Origin of the sequence: Kitasatospora sp. NPDC059812 (genome assembly GCF_042732075.1) — a bacterium.
Lineage (GTDB): Bacteria > Actinomycetota > Actinomycetes > Streptomycetales > Streptomycetaceae > Kitasatospora.
In genome coordinates, this window is record NZ_JBHWIO010000035.1 from 53530 (window position 1) to 71273 (window position 17744).

The following is a 17744-nucleotide window of genomic DNA, read 5'->3' on the forward strand; positions in this document are numbered from 1 at the left end:
GGGCGGGGGCGCGGGGGCGCGCCCGGCCCCCCCCCCCCCCCCGCCCCCCCCCGCGCGCGCCCGGGGGGGGGGCCCCCCCCCCCGCCGGTGGCAGGGGTGTCGGGCGTGCTTACGCGTCGACCTTCTCCGGCTGCTCCGGCTGCTCCGGAGCGGGTACCTCGACCGCAGTGGCCGGGGTGGCCGCGCTGGTCGTGCTGTCCAGGCCCCGCAGCAGCCGCCAGGCCATCGCGGCCGCGCCGATCAGCAGGACGGCGGCCAGCAGGCCGGCGCTGTTCATGCCGTGCGTGAAGGACTCCCGGGCGCTCGCCAGCAGCGGCTCCGCGACGCCCTGCGGCAGTGCGTGCGCCGTCTCGACCGCCGCGCCCAGCGACTCGCCGGCCCGCGCCGCGGCCGCCGGGTCCGTCCCGGCCGGGACGACGAGCCCGCCGGCGTAGATCGAACCGACCACCGAGCCGACCAGCGCGATGCCGAGCGCGGTGCCCAGCTCGTACGCGGTCTCCGAGACCGCCGAGGCGGCGCCGGCCTTGTCGGCGGGCGAGGCGCTCAGCACCAGGTCGGCGCCGAGCGTGTAGACCACGCCCTCGGCCGTTCCGACCAGCAGGAAGGAGGCGGCCAGCAGCAGGTAGGTGGTGTCCTGCTGGAGCCAGCCGAGCACGCCCACGCCGAGGCCCATGGCCAGCAGGCAGCCGGTCAGCGCCGCCCGGGCGCCGGTGCGGCGCACCAGCCGGGCCGTCAGCAGGCCGCCGACGACGGCGCCGACGAAGGCCGGCAGCTCGGCCAGGCCGGCCCGCAGCGGCTCGTAGCCGCGGACCAGCTGGAGGTACTGCGAGGTCACGAAGACCACCCCGGACAGGCCGATCAGGGCGATCAGCGAGGCCAGCACGGCGGCGGTGAACCGCCGGTCGCGGAACAGTCGCACGTCCAGCAGCGGGGTCTCCAGCCGCAGCTGGCGGCGGACGAAGACGGTCAGCGCGGTGACGCCCAGCACGAAGGCGACCGGGACGTCCCAGCGCGCCACGCCGTGCGCGGCGGCCTCCTTGATCGCGTAGACCGTGCTGATCACCCCGGCCATCGACAGGGCGACGCTCAGCACGTCCCAGCGGCCCGGCTTCGGGTCCTTGGACTCCGGCAGCAGCCAGGCGCCGAGCACCAGCAGCAGGAGCAGGATCGGGATGTTCATGAGGAACACCGAACCCCACCAGAAGTGCTCCAGCAGCACCCCGCCGACCACCGGCCCGAGCGCGGCGCCGGCGGTGGCGGCCGCGCCCCAGATGCCGATCGCGGTGGCCCGCTCCCGGTCGTCCGGGAAGAGGCCGCGGATCAGCGACAGGGTCGAGGGCATGATCGTCGCGCCGGCGACGCCGAGCAGCGCGCGGGCCAGGATCAGCCAGCCGGCGCTGGGCGCGTAGGCGGCGAGCAGCGAGGCTGCGCCGAAGGCGGCCGAGCCGATCAGCAGCAGCTTCTTGCGGCCGATCCGGTCGCTGAGCGAGCCCATGCTGACCAGCAGGCCGGCCAGGACGAAGGAGTAGGAGTCGCCGATCCAGAGCAGCTGGGTGCCGCTGGGCTCCAGCGTCTCGCTGATGGAGGGGATGGCGAGGGAGAGGACGGTCGCGTCGAGGGCGACCACGGTGACGGCCAGGACGAGGACGGCGAGGCCGGTCCAGCGCTGGCGGGGGCTGGCAAGGACGGTACTGCTCATGGGGTATCGGTTTCCGGTGTGCGGGCCGAAGGTGCTGTGGGCGGGGGAGTGGCGGCGTCGGGCCGGCGCAGCGCGCCGCCGAGGAACAGCTCGGCGAGCGAGAAGGCGGCGTCGCGCGGGGCGAGGCGGCCGTCCTGGATGGCCCAGCCGACGCCGGCCACCAGGTCGAAGAAGGCCTCGCTCAGCCAGGCGGCGCTCAGCTCGATGCGGAACGTGCCCTGCTGTTGGCCGCGCAGGAAGAGCGCGTGCAGTCGAACGATCTGGAGCTCCCAGAGGTCGTTGATGCTGTCGTCGTCGTAGAGCTGGTTCTCGCCGGCCAGGAAGGCGCAGAGCGTGGCGTCCGGGACGGCGGCGTCGACCAGGCGGCGCAGCGCGGCCTCGGCGTCGCCGTCCTCGACGGCGGCGGTGTCCAGGGCGGCGGCGAACCGGCGCAGGCCGAGCAGGCCGACCTCGCGGATCAGGGCCTCGCGCCCGGGGAAGAGCCGGTGCAGGGTGGCGCGGCTGATCCCGGCGGCGCGCGCGATCTCGTCCAGGTGGGCGGTCGGGCGGCGGGAGAGCACGCCGACAGCGGCTTCCAGGACGGTGTCGCGATCGGTGGCCATGAATCGAGTGTAGGCCACATGAGACATGGATGTCTCAAAATTATGGCTGTCGTCTCGGATGAGGCGTTGACCGCCACGGTCGGGGCGGCAAAAAACCGGGGACGGCGGGTGCCGTCCCCGGTCGGGGTGCCGCTGTCGTGCGGCCGGTTCAGCTCGGCTGGTTCAGTTCGGTCGGTTCGGCCCGGTCGGGCCGTGCGCCGCCCGGATCAGCTCTGGTTGTAGAACCCGGTCTCGTCGAGCGGGCGGTCGATCACCATGACCTCGACGTCGGCCGGGGTGAGCAGGAACACCCGGCGGGCGATCCGCTCGATGCCGCCCTGGGTGCCGAAGATCAGCCCGGAGGCGAAGTCCACCATCCGCTTGGCCTCGGCTTCGTTCATCTCGGTGAGGTCCATGACCACCGGGATGCTCGCCCGGATATGCTCGCCCACCGTGCGGGCCGCCTCGAAACCGGTCGGCCGCAGGGAGACGATCTTCGCGGGCGCGGGGACGGCCGGCATCGTCTCCTGATCGACCCACTCGTCCTCGTACACCGCGGCCGGGTAGTTCCCGGAGGGCATCAGCCACCCGTTGTGGTGCTCGTCGCGAAGTGCTCCCATGCCGCGCCTCCCTGCCTCGTCCCGTCCTGGTCCCCCGGGGCCGCGTGCCCTTTTTGACACGTCATCCACTCGTCGGAACTGTCCGAGTATCGCACTGTTCACCGGTCCCGTGCCCGCTCGCGGCCCCCGTACGAGTCGTGCCGCGACGGAAACCCGGGCGAACCCGGGCAACATCAGCGACGCGGCGGTGAGCCGTACGGTTGCGCGCGTAGACCATATCGGTCGGGGTCACCGCGCAATTGACCATCTGTCAACAATGAGGAAACGATTTCACTCGCCGGTGGTGCCGTCCACCAGTTCGCGCAGAAGATCGGCGTGGCCGTTGTGCCGCGCGTACTCCTCGACCATGTGGACCAGGATCCAGCGCAGCGTCACCTCCTCGCCGCGGCGCAGCCGCTTGCCGACGGTGTCCAGCGACAGGCCGGCGCTCGCGCGGCGGGCGGCCTCGACCTCGGCGCGCCAGGTGGCGAAGTCGGCCGCGACGTCGGCGGTGTCGACGTTGTTGAAGTCGCCGTCCTCGTCGGCCGCGGTCCAGTAGTGGTTCTCGGTGTACTCGTCGCCGCGCAGGATGGCCTGGAACCAGTACTGCTCCACCTCGGCCATGTGCCGGACGAGGCCGAGCAGCGAGAGGGCGGACGGCGGGGCGGAGCGCAGCCGCAGCTGGTCGTCGGTCAGGCCCTCGCACTTGAGCGCGAGGGTGCTGCGGTGGTAGTCGAGCCAGGCGGTGAGCATGGCGGTCTCGTCGGCCGCCATCGGCGGGTCCACCCGCGGGGAGAGTTCGGTCATGCGGGACATCCTGGTGCCCACCGACCGGCGGGCGCGAGCGAATTGTCGAGCGCCCCCCGAGTGCCTCGGAATCTCGGCCGGTCAGGGGGGTGTGGCGGTCAGGCGCTCAGGTGCTCAGGCGGCCGGTGCGCGGCGGCGGGCGGCCACGGCCCGCCACAGTCCGACCACGCTGCCCAGCACGAGCAGCGCGATCACCCCGGCCGACACCAGGAAGGCCGCCGAGCCCGGCTCGCCCGCGCTGGCCGCCGCCGTCACGTACACCGCCGTGGTCGGCACCACACCGATCGCGGTGGCGAACAGGAAGGGCGCGAAGCGCACCCCGGAGAAGGCCGCGCCGTAGTTGGCCGCCTGGAACGGCATGCCCGGCAGCAGCCGCAGTACCAGCACGCTGCGGAAGCCCTGCTCGGTGAAGCGCCGGTCCAGCGTGCCGAGCACCCGCCCGCGCAGGTACGGCCGCAGCGCCTCGCGCCCGAGGCCCCGGCCGAGTCCGAAGGCCATGGCCGCGCCCAGCGTGGTGCCGAGCACCGACAGCAGCACGCCCTGCTGGATGCCCAGCAGCAGCCCGGCGGCGGCGTTCAGCGCGGGCCGGGGGACGAAGGCGAGCGTGCCGACCGCGTACACGGTGGCGAACAGCGGCGCGAACCAGTACCCGGGCATCCGGTCGGCGAGGCCGCCGTTCAGCAGCGCCGTCGGGCTCCACAGCAGCAGCGATCCGGCCGCGGCGCCGAGCAGCACCACCAGCAGCGCGAACCGCCACCACGGCGAACGCGGCGCGGGGCCGGACGGCGGCTGCTCGACGGCGGGCGGGGTTGTTGCGGGCGCAGGCGGCGCGGGTGCGGGCACCGGCCGAGCCTAACCGGTGCCCGGTTGCGGGCGTCGAGGGCGGTCGCGGTCAGCTGTACGGGGGCTTCTCCGGGTTGTAGTGCCAGAACTGGTTGTCGCCGCTGTGGAACTCCCACTGGATCACCGGGGTGCCGTCGGTCAGGGCGCCGCCCGAGACGTCCAGGACGAGGCCGCTGTAGCCGTTCACGATCCGGCGGGGCGTGCCGGGGTGGCTGGCCGGGGGGTCGCTCCAGCTCTGGTTGGCGCCGCCGTCGCAGGTCCACTGGTCGGCCTGGGTGCCCCAGGTGGTGCTGAAGGCCGGGATGTCCAGGCACTTGCCGCTGTTCAGGTTCACCCAGCCGCGGGCGCTCTGGGTCCACTGCTGGTTGGCGCCGCCGGTACAGGTCCAGATCCGGACCGGGGCGCCGTCGTCGGTGCGCCAGTCGGCGACCTCCAGGCACAGGTCGTCCGGGCCCGCGTACATGCCGGTGCGGATCTCGGCGGGCCCGAAGTCGGTGGCGGCCGCGGGGGCTGGCGGGGCGGTGAGCGCCACCGCGGCGGTGGCGAGGGCGGCCGTGGCGGCGGCGAGCCGCGCACGACGGGACAGCCGGGAAATGCCGGATAGGAGGGACAAGCGGGACTGCCGGGACATCAGAGCGTCCTCCGGGGGGTCGCGGATGCGGAGCGGTCGGCGAGGAATCCCAGCAGACGTCGCCAGGAGTCCTGGGCCGCGTCCGAATATTCGACGGCGGAGAGCTCGAAGAAGTTGTGCGGCGCGCCCGGGTAGGTGACGAACTCGTGCGGGTTGCCGACGGCGGTCAGGGCCGCGTCGAAGGCGTCGACGGCGGCGGGCGGGATGTGCTCGTCCGCGCCGCCCCAGAAGGCGAGGATCGGCGCGCTGAGGCCGGCCGCGAGCTGAGTGGGCCCCGGGGAGCCGTTGATCGCGTCGGGGTATCCGTAGAAGCCGACCGCGCCGGCAAGCCCGAACCGGGGCGCGGCGGCGCGGAAGGCCTGCCGGCCGCCGAAGCAGAAGCCGAGCGCGACCACCTCGGCCGGCCCGCTCGCGCGCAGCCGGGCGAGGCCGGCGGCCAGGTCGGCGTCCAGGCCTTCGGGGGTGAGGGCGAGCAGGTGGCGGAGCAGGCCGGGCAGGTCGCCGAATTCCTCCGGGCGGCTTTCCGGATCGGCTCCGGCGGTGCGGCCGTAATAGTCGACGACGAGCGCGGGGTGGCCCTGTTCGGCGAGCCGGGCGGCGGTCTGCCGGTAGAAGCCGGAAAGGCCCTTGTTGTCCGGCAGGACGAGGACGCCGACCCCGGTGGCCACCTCGGGGCGGGCCAGGAAGGCGGCGAACTCGGTGCCGTCCGCCGAGGTCAGGGTGAGCGCCGCCGCCTCGGCCAGGGGCCAGAGCGCGGGGGTGACGGCGGGCGGGGCGGCGTCGGGGTCGTAGCACACGGGGTCCACCTCACGGATCGCGAAACCGCCGGGCGCGGAATGCGCCCGGCGGTCGGCGATATTAGCGAGGAATTCCCCGGAATTTCCTAGATCATATCGCAGAGAGATCTTTTTTCGAAGTGCTTTCCGGTGACGTTGCGGTCACATTCTCGGCGCCGGATCCGGGGGAATTCCGTTCGGCCCGGCGCAGCGCCCCGGCGCTCAGCAGCAGCGCGAAGGCGAGCGCGGTGACCAGGCCGAAGGAGACGGTGAGCGAGGTCGCCTGGGCGAGGGCGCCGATGATCGCGGGCGCGACCAGGCCGGAGGTGTAGGTGACGGTGGCGACGCCCGCGATGGCCTGGCTGGGGTTGCTGCCGATCCGCCCGGCCGCCGCGAAGGCCAGCGGGACGGTGACCGCGATGCCGATGCCGATCAGGGCGAAGCCCGGGATGGCGAGCGCCGGGCTGTCGGCGGCCACCACCAGCAGGCCGCCGACGGTGGCGACGGCGCCGCCGAGACGGGTGGTGCGCACGGCGCCGAGCCGGCGGACCACCGCGTCGCCGCAGAGGCGGCTGACGGCCATGGTGAGGGAGAAGGCGGTGTAGGAGGCGGCCGCGACGGTGGCCGAGGCGCCGGTGACGTCCCGCAGGTAGACGCCGCTCCAGTCCATCGAGGCGCCTTCGGCGAAGACGGCGCAGAAGCCGACCAGTCCGATCACCAGCGAGCTGCGCGGCGGCAGTGCGAACCGCGGCGGCTCCTCCGCCCCCTCCGGCGCCCGCAGGTCGGGCAGGTTGCGGCAGACGGGCTGCGCGAGGGCGAGCAGCACGAGCGCGGTGACGGCCAGTTGGAGCCGGGCGTCGAGGTCGAGGTGGGCGGCCAGGATGCCGAAGCCGGAGGCCAGCAGCCCGCCGGCGCTCCACATCCCGTGCAGTCCGGACATGATCGAGCGGCCGAGCCGCTGTTCGATCTCCACGCCCTGCGCGTTCATCGCGACGTCCGCCATCCCGGCCGAGGCGCCGTACGCGAGCAGCGCCACGCACAGCACCGGCAGTGAGGGGGCGAGCGCGGGCAGGGCGAGGGCCAGGCACCAGAGCGAGATCAGTCCGCGGACGGCCGCCCGCCCGCCGTAGCGGTGGACGAACCGGCCGGCCAGCGGCATCGCGAGGGAGGAGCCGATGGCGGGCATCACCAGGGCCAGGCCGAGCTGGCCGGGGGAGAGGTCGAGGCGGTCCTGGATCCACGGGATGCGGGTGACGAAGCTGCCGCTGACGGCGCCGTGCACGCCGAAGACCAGGGCGATGCCCGCCCTGGCCCGGCGTGGGGAGGCCAGTGGCTCCAGTGAGTGTGCGGTCGTGCTCATCCGGCGTTCCCTCCCGGGTCGCGCAGGCGCGACGGTGCCCTGTGTGGGTGGTTGACGTGCTGGTGGGTGGTCTGACGTGCCCGGCGGTGGTTCTGACGTGCCTGAGGGTGGTCTACGTGCAGGCCGTTCGGTCCGCGCGGCGGCGACGGCCGTCCGGCGGATGGTCCGATAAAATTATCAGGAAGGGACCCTGATAGAAACACTCTGGAAGGATGAGCCGCCATGACCACCGCGCGCACGGCCACGCCGAGCACCGCCCGGGCGATCAACGACCGGCTGGCCCTCAACCTGCTCCTCGAACAGGGCCCCCTGACCGCGACGGAGCTGCGCGACCTCACCGGCCTCTCCCGGCCGACCGTCGCCGACCTGCTCGACCGCCTCCAGCGCACCGGCCTGGTCGCCGTCGTCGGCGAGCGGGGCGAGCAGCGGCGTGGCCCCAACGCCCGGCTCTACGCGCTGGTCGCCTCCCGCGCCCACCTCGCCGCCTTCGACGTGCGCTCCGGCGGCGTCAGCCTGGTCGTCGCGGACCTCGCCGGCCGCACCCTCGCCAGCGCCGAGGTCCCGGTGCACGGCGACGGGACGCCCGACACCGCCCAGCACCTGGTGCGCACCCTGCTGGACACCGCGCGCGGCGTCGGCGTCGAACGGCTGCACACCGTCGCCGTCGGCGCCCCCGGACTGGTCGACCCCGCCACCGGGCGCCTCAACAGCACCGGAAAACTCCCCGCCTGGCACGCCGAACTGCTCGCCGAACTGCGCGGGCTGCCCGGCACCGAGGTGATCCTGGAGAACGAGGTCAACCTGGCCGGCCGGGCCGAGTACCGGATCGGCGCCGCCCGCGACCGCGACACCTTCGTGCTGCTCTGGCTCGGCCACGGCGTCGGCGCCGCCGTCGTCCTGGACGGCCGGCTGCGCCGGGGCTTCTCCGGCGGCACCGGCGAGATCGGCTTCCTGCCCGTCCCCGGCACCGGCGGCCTGCCCAGCGCCACCGGCTGCGACGGCGGCTTCCACAGCCTGGCCGGCAGCGCCGCCGTCTGCGAGCTCGCCCGCGCCCACGGACTGCCCGCCGGCGCCGCCGGGGACGCCCCCGCCGCCGAGGCGGCCGTCCGCGCCGCGCTGGACGCCCTCGGCCCGGACGGGCCCGGCGGGCCGTTCCTGGACGAGCTGGCCGCGCGGATCGCGGTCGGCGCCGCCAGCATCTGCGTCGTCCTCGACCCGGGCTGCGTGGTGCTCGGCGGCGAGCTCGGCCGGGCCGGCGGCGCTGAACTGGCCGGCCGGGTCGAACGGCGGCTGGCCGAGCTGTCGCCGCTGCGCACCGAGGTCCGGCCCGGCACGGCGGGCGGCGGCGCGGTGCTGGCCGGGGCCGTCCTCACCGCCGGGGACGCGGTGCGCCGCGACCTCTTCGGCGAGCCCTGACCCGCCTTGCTTGGCGGCCCCGGCCGCCGGTACGGCAGGATGACGGCGACGGCCCGCCGCGCGTGCGGCGTCCCCGTTCCCGTCCCACGTTCCCCGGGTCAGCCCCGGGGCAGTTCCCGAGTCAGTGTCAGGAGTCGCACATGGGCCAGTCCGAGGCGCCGGTCAACCCGTACCGCATCGGTGAAGCCGCGGCGCTGCTCGGGGTCAGTGCCGACACCATGCGGCGCTGGGTGGACGCGGGGCGGGTCGCGGCCGAGCGGGACGAGCACGGCCACCGGATCATCCCCGGCGTCGACCTCGCCGCCTTCGCCCGCGAGCTGGCCCGCCCGGAGAACGCCGAGGTCGAGGGCCGCCCGTCCTCGGCCCGCAACCGCTTCCCCGGGATCGTCACCCATGTGGTGCTCGGCGACGTCGCGGCCCAGGTGGAGGTCCAGGCGGGGCCCTTCCGGGTGGTGTCGCTGATCAGCCGGGAATCGGCGGAGGAGCTGAACCTCGTGCCCGGCGCCCCCGCCACCGCGGTCATCAAGTCCACCAATGTGATGATCGAGCGTCGTTAGCCGCGTGCCGCGCGCCGACGGCGCGTCGAGCCCCGTCCGTACCGGTTCCGAACGAGAGGCCCGCCCGGGATGTCCCACCCGCATCTGCCGACCACCCAGAGCGCCGTCCGCGCGGTCGGGGAACCGGCCACCGACCGCCGCCGGGTGCTCGCCGTCGCCCACCGCGGCGACCCGTACCGCCACCGCGAGAACACCCTGCCCTCCGTCGAGTCGGCGCTCGCCGCCGGCGCCGACGCCGTCGAGGTGGACGTCCAGCTCACCCGCGACCGGGTGCCCGTCCTGCTGCACGACCGCACCCTGGAACGCCTCTGGGGCGACCCGCGGTCGATCGGCCGGGTCACCACCGCGCAGCTCGACGAACTGCGCCGGGGGCCGCTCGCCGTCCCGACCCTCGCCGAGACGGTCAAGGTCGTCGCGGCCGCCGGAGGCCCCCGGCTGCTCATCGACCTCGACGACCCCGGCCCCGTCGCCGCCACCTGGTCGGTCGTCACCGGCCTCGGCGCCGAAGGGCTGGTCTCCTTCTGCGGCCCCGCCACCGCCATGCTCGCCGTCCGCGCGCTGGCGCCCGACGCCGAGATCGCCCTCACCTGGAAGGAGCCCCGGCTGCCCGTCCGGGCCCTGCTCGACGACCTGCGCCCGCGCTACCTCAACCCGCCGTTCGGCCTGGTCACCCCCGAGTTCACCGCCGCCGCCGCGGACGCCGGGCTCGCCGTCTCCACCTGGACCGCCGACCTGCGCCGCACCATGCGCCGGCTGCGCGACACCGGGGTCGCCTCCATCACCAGCAACCGGATCGGCGTGCTGCGCGCCGTCCTGGACGGCCGCCGGTGAGCCTGCCGCCTGCTGGTCGGGGTCGGCCGCTCCGGGTGGACGGGGGCGTTCCGGGGCGAACTGAGGTCCGGCGCTCGAACGCGTCCGCCAGGGCGCTTCGTCCGATGAGGTGAGCTCCACCGGCTGCTCTGTACGCGACGGACGGGGGGCGGATTGAATCGGCTCCACCCTTGATCGGTTGGACGACGGCGTGCCGTTGTCGCCGGGGAGCCGGCCGGAAGCGGGCACGCTGACGGATCGTCCGCCGAGACGGGGTGATTCGGACTCGTCGACGAGCCAGGCGGAGGTGGCCGTGCCCGAGGAGCACCCGGCTGGGGAGGGCCCGGCGGTGGAACCCCGGTTCGTGGGCGGGGCCGCGCCGGACCCCCGCAGGCCGTACCTGATGCTGCCGCCGGTGGTCCGGCAGGCGGCCGCCTGGGCCGCGGCGGTGATCCTGCTGCTCGCCCTCGCCTCGCTGCTGGTCTTCGCGCTGGTCGAGCTGCGGGCCGCCACCGTGCCGGTGGTGCTGGCGCTGCTGGGGGCCTCGCTGCTCTATCCGGCGGTGCCGTGGATGGTCCGGCGGGGCGTGAACCGGGGGCTGGCCGCCGGGCTCACCTGCGTGCTGCTGGTCGCCGCCGTCAGCGGGGTGATCGCGCTGCTGGTCAACGCGCTGGTGCACAGCGCCCCGCAGATCGCCGAGTCCCTCCAGCAGGCGGGCAACCAGCTCGCCGCGTGGCTCGGCCCGACCGGGGAGAAGATCCGGCACGCGCTGGACAACGCCAAGGGGGAGACCAACTCGCTGGTCTCGACCGTCACCAACGGCGTGCTGTCCGGGCTGGGCCTGGCCACCCAGCTGATCGCCGGCGGCGTGCTGGCGCTCGCCCTGGTGTTCTTCTTCCTCCGGGACGGCCACCGCACCGGCGACACGATCCGCTCCTACCTGCCCGAGCGCAGCGCCGAGACCGTGATCGCCTGTGCCGAGCGGGCCTTCGACGCGATGGCCGGCTTCATGCGCGGCACCTCGCTGATCGCGCTGATCGACGCCACCTTCATCACCATCGGCCTGGTGGCGCTCGGGGTGCCCGGCGCGCCGGGGCTGGGCGCGCTGGTGTTCATGGGCGCCTACATCCCGTTCGTCGGGGCCTTCCTGTCCGGGGCGGCGTCCGTGCTGGTCGCGCTCGCCGACGGCGGGATCGGGACGGCGCTGTGGGCGCTCGGCGTGGTGATGGCGGTCCAGCTGTTCGAGGGCAACGTGCTCCAACCCCTCATCCAGAGCCGGACGGTGGAGCTGCACCCGGCCACCATCATGGTCGCCGTGGTGGCCGGCGCCGGGATCGCCGGCATCCTCGGGGCCCTGCTCGCCGTCCCGGTGTGCGCCGCCGGTGTGGGCATCGTCTCCGTCCTGCGCGGTGTCCCCGCTCCGCGGGCCGCCCGCCGCGCGGGGAACGGGGAGTAACCCGGTTGCCGGGGGCGGGCGGGCGTGCGAGCATCACTAATGCGATAATAGTCGCGATAGTGAGGGTGGGGGTTCGCATGACACGGATCGCGGAGCTGATCGAGGTCGCCGAGGAGGGGGCCGGACCGTACGGGGTCGCCGTGGGGCCGGACGGGGGCGTGTGGTTCACGCTGGTGCACGCCGGGGAGATCGGACGGCTGGCGGCGGACGGCACGGTCGAGCGCTACGGCCTCGGGGCGCCGGAGTGCGGGCCCGCGGTGCTCACCGTCGGCCCGGACGGCGCGCTCTGGTTCACCCGGATGCGCGACCACCGGATCGGACGGATCGACACCGACGGGAAGACGCGTTCCTTCGCCGTCCCGACGGCGGGCGCCGGGCCGTACGGGATCGCGGCGGGGCCCGACGGGGCGCTCTGGTTCACCGAGCTGAACGCCGACCGGATCGGGCGGATCACCGTCGAGGGCGAGGTGACGGAGTACCTGCTGCCGCGGGCCGGGGCCTTCCCGTCGTTCATCACGGCCGGCCCGGACGGCGCGCTCTGGTGCACGCTCAACCAGGCGGACGCCGTCGCCCGGATCACCGTCGGGGGCGAGGTGGCCGTCCACCCGCTGCCCACCGGGGGCACCGCCCCCGTCGGGATCACCGCCGGGGCGGACGGCGCGCTCTGGTACGTCGGGATCGGCGGCGGGCTGGTCGGCCGGATCACGGTGGACGGCGAGGTCACCGAGTACCCGCTGGCCGACCGGGCGGCCCGGCCGCACGCGATCACCTGCGGCCCGGACGGCCGGCTCTGGTTCACCGAGTGGGGCGCCGGCCGGATCGGGGTGCTCGGCCCGGACGGGCAGCTCGACGGCTACCGGCTGCCCGGCCCGGCCGCCGAGCCGCACGGCATCGCCGTCGGCCCGGACGGCGCGGTGTACGCGGCGCTGGAGCGCGGATCGATCGCGCGGTTGGCGCCGCGTCAGGGCTGACGGCGCAGCAGCTCCTCCAGGTCGGCCAGCAGGTCGAGGGCGGCGGCGCGGTCGGGCACCGCCGCCGGGGCCGGGGAGCGCTCGGCGATGACCCGCAGGGCGGCGGCGGCCTGGCGGGCGAACAGGGCGAGCAGGTCCAGCTCGGGCAGGCTGGACCGGGCCTGCGGGGCCGGGTCCAGCACCTCCAGGACGCCCAGCACCCTGCTGCCGTGCGTCAGCGGCGCCGCCATCAGCGCGTTCGGAACGTACGCGGTGGACTCGGCGAAGGCCCGGTCGAAGGTGCGGCTCGCGCCCAGGTCGTCGACCACCATCGGCTCGCCCGAGGCGGCGACCCAGCCCGCGATGCCGCTGCCCGCCGGGAAACGGCGGCCCACCAGGGACTCCTCGCCGCGCCCCGAGACGGCCTGGAACACCAGCTCCCCGGCCGCCTCGTCGAGCAGGCAGACCGAACCGGCCTCGGCGCCGAAGATCGCTCGGGCCACGTCCACCACGGACTGCAGCAGCTCGCGGGCCAGCGGGTCGACGGCGGGATCAGTGCTGAGGGTCATCGGGCGCCTCCGTGATGGGGGTGGACGGGGTGGGCTCGGTCGTCGAACTCCCGCCTGGGGGACGGTGAGGACCGGCCCCGGTGCCGACCTGGACGTTGGCTGCGGTGAGGTAGAGCGCGCTCTTCAGCTGGAAGGTCGTCAGCCTCGGATGGCCGGACAGGATGCGGGCGCACAGCCCGGCGACGTACGGGGTGGCGAAGCTGTTGCCGGTGGTGCGGATGGTGGAGCCGCCGAGCCAGGGGACCCGGACGTTCTGGCCGGGGGCGAAGAACTCGACCGGCGGCGCCGGGTTGTACAGGTGCAGGGCCGGGTCGTCCTCCTGGTGGCTGCCGACCGAGATGACCGAGGAGAACCGCCAGGGGTAGCTCTCCACCGGGGTGTTGTGGGCGGAGGCGACGATCGCGGTGCGGGCGAAGAAGGCGTCGTCGGCGATCGCGTGCAGCTCCTCCAGGAAGCGGGTCCGGGTGGTGGAGAGGCTGAGGTTGACGACGTCGAAGCCCTGCTCAACGGCCCAGCGCAGGCCGGTGATCAGCATGTCGCCGGTGCCGGTGAAGCGTTCGCCGAGCACCCGGACGCTGTACAGCTCGCAGTCCGGGGCGGTGCGGCGGATGATGCCCGCGCAGGCGGTGCCGTGGCCGCAGGTGTCGCCGGTGCGGTCGGGGCGGACCACCAGCTCCCGGGTCGTCGGGTCCTTGACCACCACCCAGGAGCCGTTCAGCGGGCCGACCAGCGGGTGGTCCGGCTCGATGCCGGAGTCCACGACGCACACCCGCACGCCCTTGCCGGTGCCCCCGCCGTCGGGGCCGGTGGTGTCGGGGCCGGCGCTGCCGTGGGCGGCGCTGCCGTGCGCGGTGGTGTCGGCGAGCACCGGCAGGTCCGCGGCGGCCCGGCCGCGCAGGCTCCAGGTGAGGCCGGCCGGGCCGCTCACCGGGCGCCCCCGAGCCGCTCGGCCCGGCGCACGCCCGGCAGGTGGCCCTTGGCGGCGAACCGGTCCCGGGCGGTGGCGGCCGCCACGGCGGCCTCGGCGCGCCGGTCGAGCAGCAGCAGCGCGTGGGCGCGGTCCAGCGCGGTGAGCGCCTGGAGCAGCAGCGACTCGGTGGCCTCGGCGGCCTGGGCGGCGGCCGCGGTCAGCTCCAGCGCCGGGTCGGCCTCACCCCGGGAGGCGGCGAGCCGGCCGCGCAGCGCGTCCAGCTCGATCGCCAGCACCGGCGGCAGCGCGGCCGTGGCGTCGACGCCGTCCAGGTGGCGGGCGGCCGGGCCGGGGCGGTCGGTGTCCAGCAGGGCGCGGGCGGTGGTGAGGGCGAGCCGGGGCAGCGGGGCGGCGTTGCCCAGCCGGCGGGCGACCTCGGCGGCGTCGGCGAGCAGGTCCAGCGCCTGCCCGGTCTGGCCGGTGGCCGCCGCGGCCTGGGCGGTCAGGGCCGGCAGCGAGACCATCGCGTCGGCCAGCGACAGCTCGCCCGCCAGGCCGTTGGCCTCGGCCAGCAGCAGTTCGGCCTCGCCGGGCCGGTCGCGCAGGGCGAGCAGGACGGCCAGCGGGCCGTTGAGCGCGACCCGCACCGTCCGGTGGCCGGCGCCGTGCCCGGCCAGCAGGGCCCGCAGCCGGAAGACGGCGTTCGGGACGGGCTCGGGGCCCGCCAGCAGGGAGGCGGCCAGCGCGGCCAGCACGGCGGCCCGGTCCAGCTCGGCGTCGGTGCGGGCGGCGTGGTCGAGGGCGTCGTCCAGCAGCCGTTCCGCCTCGGTGTGCCGGCCCGCCAGCAGGTGTTCCTCGGCCAGGCGCAGCCCGGCCCGGGCCTGGCCGAGGTCGTCCCGCAGGTCGATGAAGAGCGGGAGGACGGCGCGGGCGGTGGCGGCGGGCTGCTCCGGGCCGGGCGGCAGGCCGCGGGCGGCCAGCGCGAGCCGGGCGTGCGCGGCGTCCAGCGGGTCGGCGGCCGAGTCGCGGACCTGCGCCAGGACGGGCAGGGCCTCGTCGGCCCGGCCGAGCGCCAGCCGGGCCTCGCCGAGGCGGCGCAGCGTCGGGCCGGCGGTGCGCTCGTTCGGGTAGTGCAGCCGGACGGCGCGCTCCAGCAGGTCGGTGGCGGCGGGCAGGTCGGCGTGGGCGAGGGCGTGGGCGCCGGCCACGCCGAGGGCGGCCGCCGCGCGGGTGCGCAGGGCGTCCGTCCGGGCGTCCAGCAGGCCGAGTTCGAGCCGGTAGCGGTGGGCGCGCTCCAGGTGGCCGCCGACGGCGGCGTCCCCGGCGGCGCGGACGGCCGGCAGGTCGGCGGCGCGTTCGTGGCGCTCGGCGCGGGCCCGCTTGGACATCGACTGGTAGACCGACTCCTGGACCAGGCCGCTGCTGAACCGGAAGCTGGTGCCGGCCGGTTCGACCAGGCGGCGCTCGGCCAGCCGGGCCAGCGCGGCGTGCAGCCGCGGCGGGGTGTCGTCGCCCGCGGGCAGGCCGGGGAGGCCGTCGAACGGACCGGTGAAGACGTCGTCCTCCGGGTCGGCGAAGGCGTCCTGGTCGGCGCCGCCGCGGGCGAGCTGGGCGAGTTCGGCGGCGGTGAAGGCGCGACCGAGCACGGCGGCCAGGTCCAGGGTGGTGCGCTCGTCGCGCTCCAGGTCGTCGATCCGCGCGCTGAGCAGCGCCCGGCCGGTGGGCGGGAGTTCGTCGGCGAGGGCGGGGCCGTCCGCCTCGGTGAGGGCGGCCAGCAGCTCCTCCAGGTGCAGCGGGTTGCCCTCGGCCCGCTCCAGCAGCCGGGTCGGCACCGCGTCCTGGTGGGCGCTCAGCTCAGTCAACTGGGCGGCCAGCAGCGCCGATTCGTCCCAGGACAGGCCGCCGACCGGCAGCGCCGGCAGCTCCGGGCGGGAGGCCGGCAGCTCCGGCCGGGCCAGGCACAGCAGCAGCACCGGGGCCTGGCCGAGGGCGGCGACCAGCCGCTCGGCGGCGTCCAGCAGCACCGGGCCGGCCCACTGGCAGTCGTCCAGGACCAGCACGGCCGGGCGCTCGACGGTCCGCCCGCGCAGGATCGCGGCCAGCCGGTCCAGGGACTGTTCGGCGCTCACCCCGGGTGCGGTGGCCTGCGCCAGCCGGTCCAGCGCCTCGGCGGGCGCGGGCGTCCCCGGGCCGCCGAGCAGGGCCCCGACGGCCTCCGCGAGCGGGGTCAGGACGCCCTGCTCGCCGTAGCTGCGGCAGCGGCCGGTGCCGCAGCGCGCGGTGTGCCGGCCCGCCCGCTCCTGCCACTCGCGCACCAGCCGGGTCTTGCCGATCCCGGCCTCGCCGACGACCAGCAGCAGTTCGGCGCCCTGGCCGCCGGACACCCGGGCCAGCGCGGCGTCCAGTTGGGCGAGTTCGCGCTCCCGCCCGACCAGCGGGACGTCGAAGCGGCGCAGCAGCTCGGGGTCGTCCTCGTCCAGCCCGACCAGGCGGTACGCGGTGACCGGCTCGGTCTTGCCCTTGAGCCGCAGCGGGCCGACCTCGTGCACCTGGGCGGCGGGCCCCGCCGCGCGCAGGGTCTGCGGGCCGATCAGCACCTGGCCGGGGGCGGCCTGGGTCTGCAGCCGGGCGGCGATGTTCACGGTCTCGCCGGAGATCAGGGCCTGGCGCGCCGAGGCGTCCGAACCCGCCACCACCTGGCCGGTGTTGACACCGATCCGGACGTCCAGGCGGACCCCGAGGGTGGCGTCCAGCTCGGTGTTGAGGTCCTCCAGGTCCTCCAGCATGGCGAGCGCGGCGGCCAGCGCCCGGTGGGCATCGTCCTCGCGGATCACCGGGACGCCGAACACCGCCATCACCGCGTCCCCGATGAACTTCTCCAAGGTGCCGCCGTGCGCCTCGATCTGACGGTGCATCCGTTCGAAGTAGCGCAGGATCACCTCGCGCAGCGTCTCCGGGTCGAGCGCGCCGGACAGGGCGGTGGAGTCGACCAGGTCGCAGAAGACCACCGTCACCAGCTTGCGCTCCTCGGCGGCCAGGTCGAGGGCGGCAGCCCGGGGGGTGCCGCAGGCGGGGCAGAACTGGTCGTTCGTGCTGGCGAGTTGGGCGCAGAGCGGGCAGGGCATGGTGGCAGTCCTTCGCTAGTCCTTCGCGGTGCGGGGAGTGCATCGGGGAGTGCGTGGGGTTGGGTGGTGCACGGGGCCGGGGCGTGCACGGAGCCGGGCGTGCGGGCGTGCCGGGCCAGGCTCCCCGGCCCGGCTTCGGGCCCGGTTCGCGGCCGCCTTGCCGGCGGTATGGCCGCAGCCCGGAGCGGGTGCGCAGGGCCACCGGGCGGGCTCGGCGGGCCGGGAGGCGCCGCCGCCGGCGCCCCGACCTGCGGCCATACCGGTGCCGTACCGGATCCCAGGCCGTGCGCAGCCCCGCCTGCCTACCGTCTTCACCACGGCGGGCCACCACCCGTCGAACCCCCACCGATCAACCCAGCGAGAGGAGTTCAGCCATGGCCGAGAACATCGACCCGATCGTCGGCGAGGACAGCGAGGAGACCCCCGAGGTCGAGGCGCACGCCGCCAACGTCCTGGACCTCCAGGCGATGAAGGTCCTCCAGGAGGCCTCCGACGGCAGCTGCTTCAGCCTGATCAGCTACGTCAGCTCCGCCGAGACCTCCGCCTGACCAGCGGCAGGTCAGCGGTGTCCGGCGCGGGGGCGGGCGCACCACCGCCCCCGGCCGCCGGGCAGTGATTGGCTTCCGGGGCGGTCCCGGCCGGGGGGGGGGCCCCC

The 17744-nt window shown here is 75.5% G+C and carries 17 protein-coding genes; 6 read left to right on the forward strand and 11 right to left on the reverse strand.

Annotation, left to right across the window (positions count from 1 at the left end; genetic code table 11):
* Positions 1 to 109: 109 nt before the first annotated feature.
* From ACFV6D_RS19475 to ACFV6D_RS19510, 8 genes are all read right to left on the reverse strand, one after another.
* The gene (locus ACFV6D_RS19475) at positions 110 to 1699 is read right to left on the reverse strand and encodes an MFS transporter (protein ID WP_380560587.1); all 1590 of its coding nucleotides are present in this window, start codon (positions 1697 to 1699) and stop codon (positions 110 to 112) included.
* Positions 1696 to 2301, reverse strand: a complete 606-nt coding sequence (locus tag ACFV6D_RS19480; protein ID WP_380372057.1) for a TetR/AcrR family transcriptional regulator — start codon at positions 2299 to 2301, stop codon at positions 1696 to 1698. Before ACFV6D_RS19480 ends, ACFV6D_RS19475 begins: the two co-directional genes overlap by 4 nt.
* Before the next feature lie 206 nt (positions 2302 to 2507).
* Positions 2508 to 2900: a cell division protein SepF gene (locus ACFV6D_RS19485; RefSeq protein WP_063346197.1), complete on the reverse strand. Its 393-nt coding sequence runs from the start codon at positions 2898 to 2900 to the stop codon at positions 2508 to 2510.
* Between the two features lie 270 nt (positions 2901 to 3170).
* Positions 3171 to 3686 carry a DinB family protein gene (locus ACFV6D_RS19490; protein ID WP_063346196.1) on the reverse strand — a complete coding sequence of 172 codons (516 nt, stop codon included), beginning with the start codon at positions 3684 to 3686 and terminating at the stop codon, positions 3171 to 3173.
* A gap of 114 nt (positions 3687 to 3800) precedes the next feature.
* On the reverse strand, positions 3801 to 4529 hold the full coding sequence (locus ACFV6D_RS19495) for a TVP38/TMEM64 family protein (protein WP_079135361.1): 729 nt from the start codon (positions 4527 to 4529) through the stop codon (positions 3801 to 3803).
* A gap of 49 nt (positions 4530 to 4578) precedes the next feature.
* Complete coding sequence (locus ACFV6D_RS19500; RefSeq protein ID WP_380560588.1) at positions 4579 to 5160, reverse strand: RICIN domain-containing protein; 582 nt, start codon at positions 5158 to 5160, stop codon at positions 4579 to 4581.
* On the reverse strand, positions 5160 to 5957 hold the full coding sequence (locus tag ACFV6D_RS19505) for a dienelactone hydrolase family protein (protein WP_380560589.1): 798 nt from the start codon (positions 5955 to 5957) through the stop codon (positions 5160 to 5162). Before ACFV6D_RS19505 ends, ACFV6D_RS19500 begins: the two co-directional genes overlap by 1 nt.
* A gap of 91 nt (positions 5958 to 6048) precedes the next feature.
* Complete coding sequence (locus ACFV6D_RS19510) at positions 6049 to 7296, reverse strand: MFS transporter (protein ID WP_063346193.1); 1248 nt, start codon at positions 7294 to 7296, stop codon at positions 6049 to 6051.
* Between the two features lie 222 nt (positions 7297 to 7518).
* Here ACFV6D_RS19510 and ACFV6D_RS19515 point away from each other — a divergent pair, with 222 nt between their 5' ends.
* From ACFV6D_RS19515 to ACFV6D_RS19535, 5 genes are all read left to right on the forward strand, one after another.
* A complete protein-coding gene (locus tag ACFV6D_RS19515) occupies positions 7519 to 8712 on the forward strand; it encodes an ROK family transcriptional regulator (RefSeq protein WP_063346192.1) in 1194 nt (397 codons plus the stop codon).
* Positions 8713 to 8852: 140 nt separating this feature from the next.
* Positions 8853 to 9269, forward strand: a complete 417-nt coding sequence (locus ACFV6D_RS19520; protein ID WP_380493849.1) for a molybdopterin-binding protein — start codon at positions 8853 to 8855, stop codon at positions 9267 to 9269.
* A 69-nt stretch (positions 9270 to 9338) separates the two neighbouring features.
* The gene (locus tag ACFV6D_RS19525; protein WP_380423954.1) at positions 9339 to 10100 is read left to right on the forward strand and encodes a glycerophosphodiester phosphodiesterase; all 762 of its coding nucleotides are present in this window, start codon (positions 9339 to 9341) and stop codon (positions 10098 to 10100) included.
* A gap of 292 nt (positions 10101 to 10392) precedes the next feature.
* A complete protein-coding gene (locus ACFV6D_RS19530; protein WP_380493851.1) occupies positions 10393 to 11535 on the forward strand; it encodes an AI-2E family transporter in 1143 nt (380 codons plus the stop codon).
* Between the two features lie 77 nt (positions 11536 to 11612).
* Positions 11613 to 12506 (forward strand): virginiamycin B lyase, encoded by an 894-nt coding sequence (locus ACFV6D_RS19535; protein WP_380560590.1) that lies wholly within the window; start codon positions 11613 to 11615, stop codon positions 12504 to 12506.
* Here ACFV6D_RS19535 and ACFV6D_RS19540 read toward each other — a convergent pair.
* The 3 genes from ACFV6D_RS19540 to ACFV6D_RS19550 are packed head-to-tail and all read right to left on the reverse strand — an operon-like array spanning position 12497 to position 17089.
* Positions 12497 to 13054 carry a GAF domain-containing protein gene (locus ACFV6D_RS19540; RefSeq protein WP_063346190.1) on the reverse strand — a complete coding sequence of 186 codons (558 nt, stop codon included), beginning with the start codon at positions 13052 to 13054 and terminating at the stop codon, positions 12497 to 12499. The two genes, ACFV6D_RS19535 and ACFV6D_RS19540, sit on opposite strands and share 10 nt — an antisense overlap.
* Positions 13038 to 13982: a S8 family serine peptidase gene (locus tag ACFV6D_RS19545; RefSeq protein WP_380560591.1), complete on the reverse strand. Its 945-nt coding sequence runs from the start codon at positions 13980 to 13982 to the stop codon at positions 13038 to 13040. Before ACFV6D_RS19545 ends, ACFV6D_RS19540 begins: the two co-directional genes overlap by 17 nt.
* Positions 13979 to 17089 carry an adenylate/guanylate cyclase domain-containing protein gene (locus ACFV6D_RS19550; protein ID WP_380560592.1) on the reverse strand — a complete coding sequence of 1037 codons (3111 nt, stop codon included), beginning with the start codon at positions 17087 to 17089 and terminating at the stop codon, positions 13979 to 13981. Before ACFV6D_RS19550 ends, ACFV6D_RS19545 begins: the two co-directional genes overlap by 4 nt.
* A gap of 374 nt (positions 17090 to 17463) precedes the next feature.
* On the opposite strand from ACFV6D_RS19550, the gene ACFV6D_RS19555 reads away from it, so the two are divergent.
* Entirely contained in the window at positions 17464 to 17637 is a 174-nt protein-coding gene (locus ACFV6D_RS19555; protein ID WP_159398320.1) for a hypothetical protein, read from the forward strand.
* Positions 17638 to 17744: the final 107 nt, after the last annotated feature.

Coding starts and splice junctions, on each gene's coding strand:
- ACFV6D_RS19475 (WP_380560587.1), bottom strand. CDS start 1,699: ATGAGCAGTACCGTCCTTGCCAGCCCCCGCCAGCGCTGGACCGGCCTC.
- ACFV6D_RS19480 (WP_380372057.1), bottom strand. CDS start 2,301: ATGGCCACCGATCGCGACACCGTCCTGGAAGCCGCTGTCGGCGTGCTC.
- ACFV6D_RS19485 (WP_063346197.1), bottom strand. CDS start 2,900: ATGGGAGCACTTCGCGACGAGCACCACAACGGGTGGCTGATGCCCTCC.
- ACFV6D_RS19490 (WP_063346196.1), bottom strand. CDS start 3,686: ATGACCGAACTCTCCCCGCGGGTGGACCCGCCGATGGCGGCCGACGAG.
- ACFV6D_RS19500 (WP_380560588.1), bottom strand. CDS start 5,160: ATGTCCCGGCAGTCCCGCTTGTCCCTCCTATCCGGCATTTCCCGGCTG.
- ACFV6D_RS19510 (WP_063346193.1), bottom strand. CDS start 7,296: ATGAGCACGACCGCACACTCACTGGAGCCACTGGCCTCCCCACGCCGG.
- ACFV6D_RS19515 (WP_063346192.1), top strand. CDS start 7,519: ATGACCACCGCGCGCACGGCCACGCCGAGCACCGCCCGGGCGATCAAC.
- ACFV6D_RS19520 (WP_380493849.1), top strand. CDS start 8,853: ATGGGCCAGTCCGAGGCGCCGGTCAACCCGTACCGCATCGGTGAAGCC.
- ACFV6D_RS19525 (WP_380423954.1), top strand. CDS start 9,339: ATGTCCCACCCGCATCTGCCGACCACCCAGAGCGCCGTCCGCGCGGTC.
- ACFV6D_RS19535 (WP_380560590.1), top strand. CDS start 11,613: ATGACACGGATCGCGGAGCTGATCGAGGTCGCCGAGGAGGGGGCCGGA.
- ACFV6D_RS19540 (WP_063346190.1), bottom strand. CDS start 13,054: ATGACCCTCAGCACTGATCCCGCCGTCGACCCGCTGGCCCGCGAGCTG.
- ACFV6D_RS19550 (WP_380560592.1), bottom strand. CDS start 17,089: ATGCCCTGCCCGCTCTGCGCCCAACTCGCCAGCACGAACGACCAGTTC.
- ACFV6D_RS19555 (WP_159398320.1), top strand. CDS start 17,464: ATGGCCGAGAACATCGACCCGATCGTCGGCGAGGACAGCGAGGAGACC.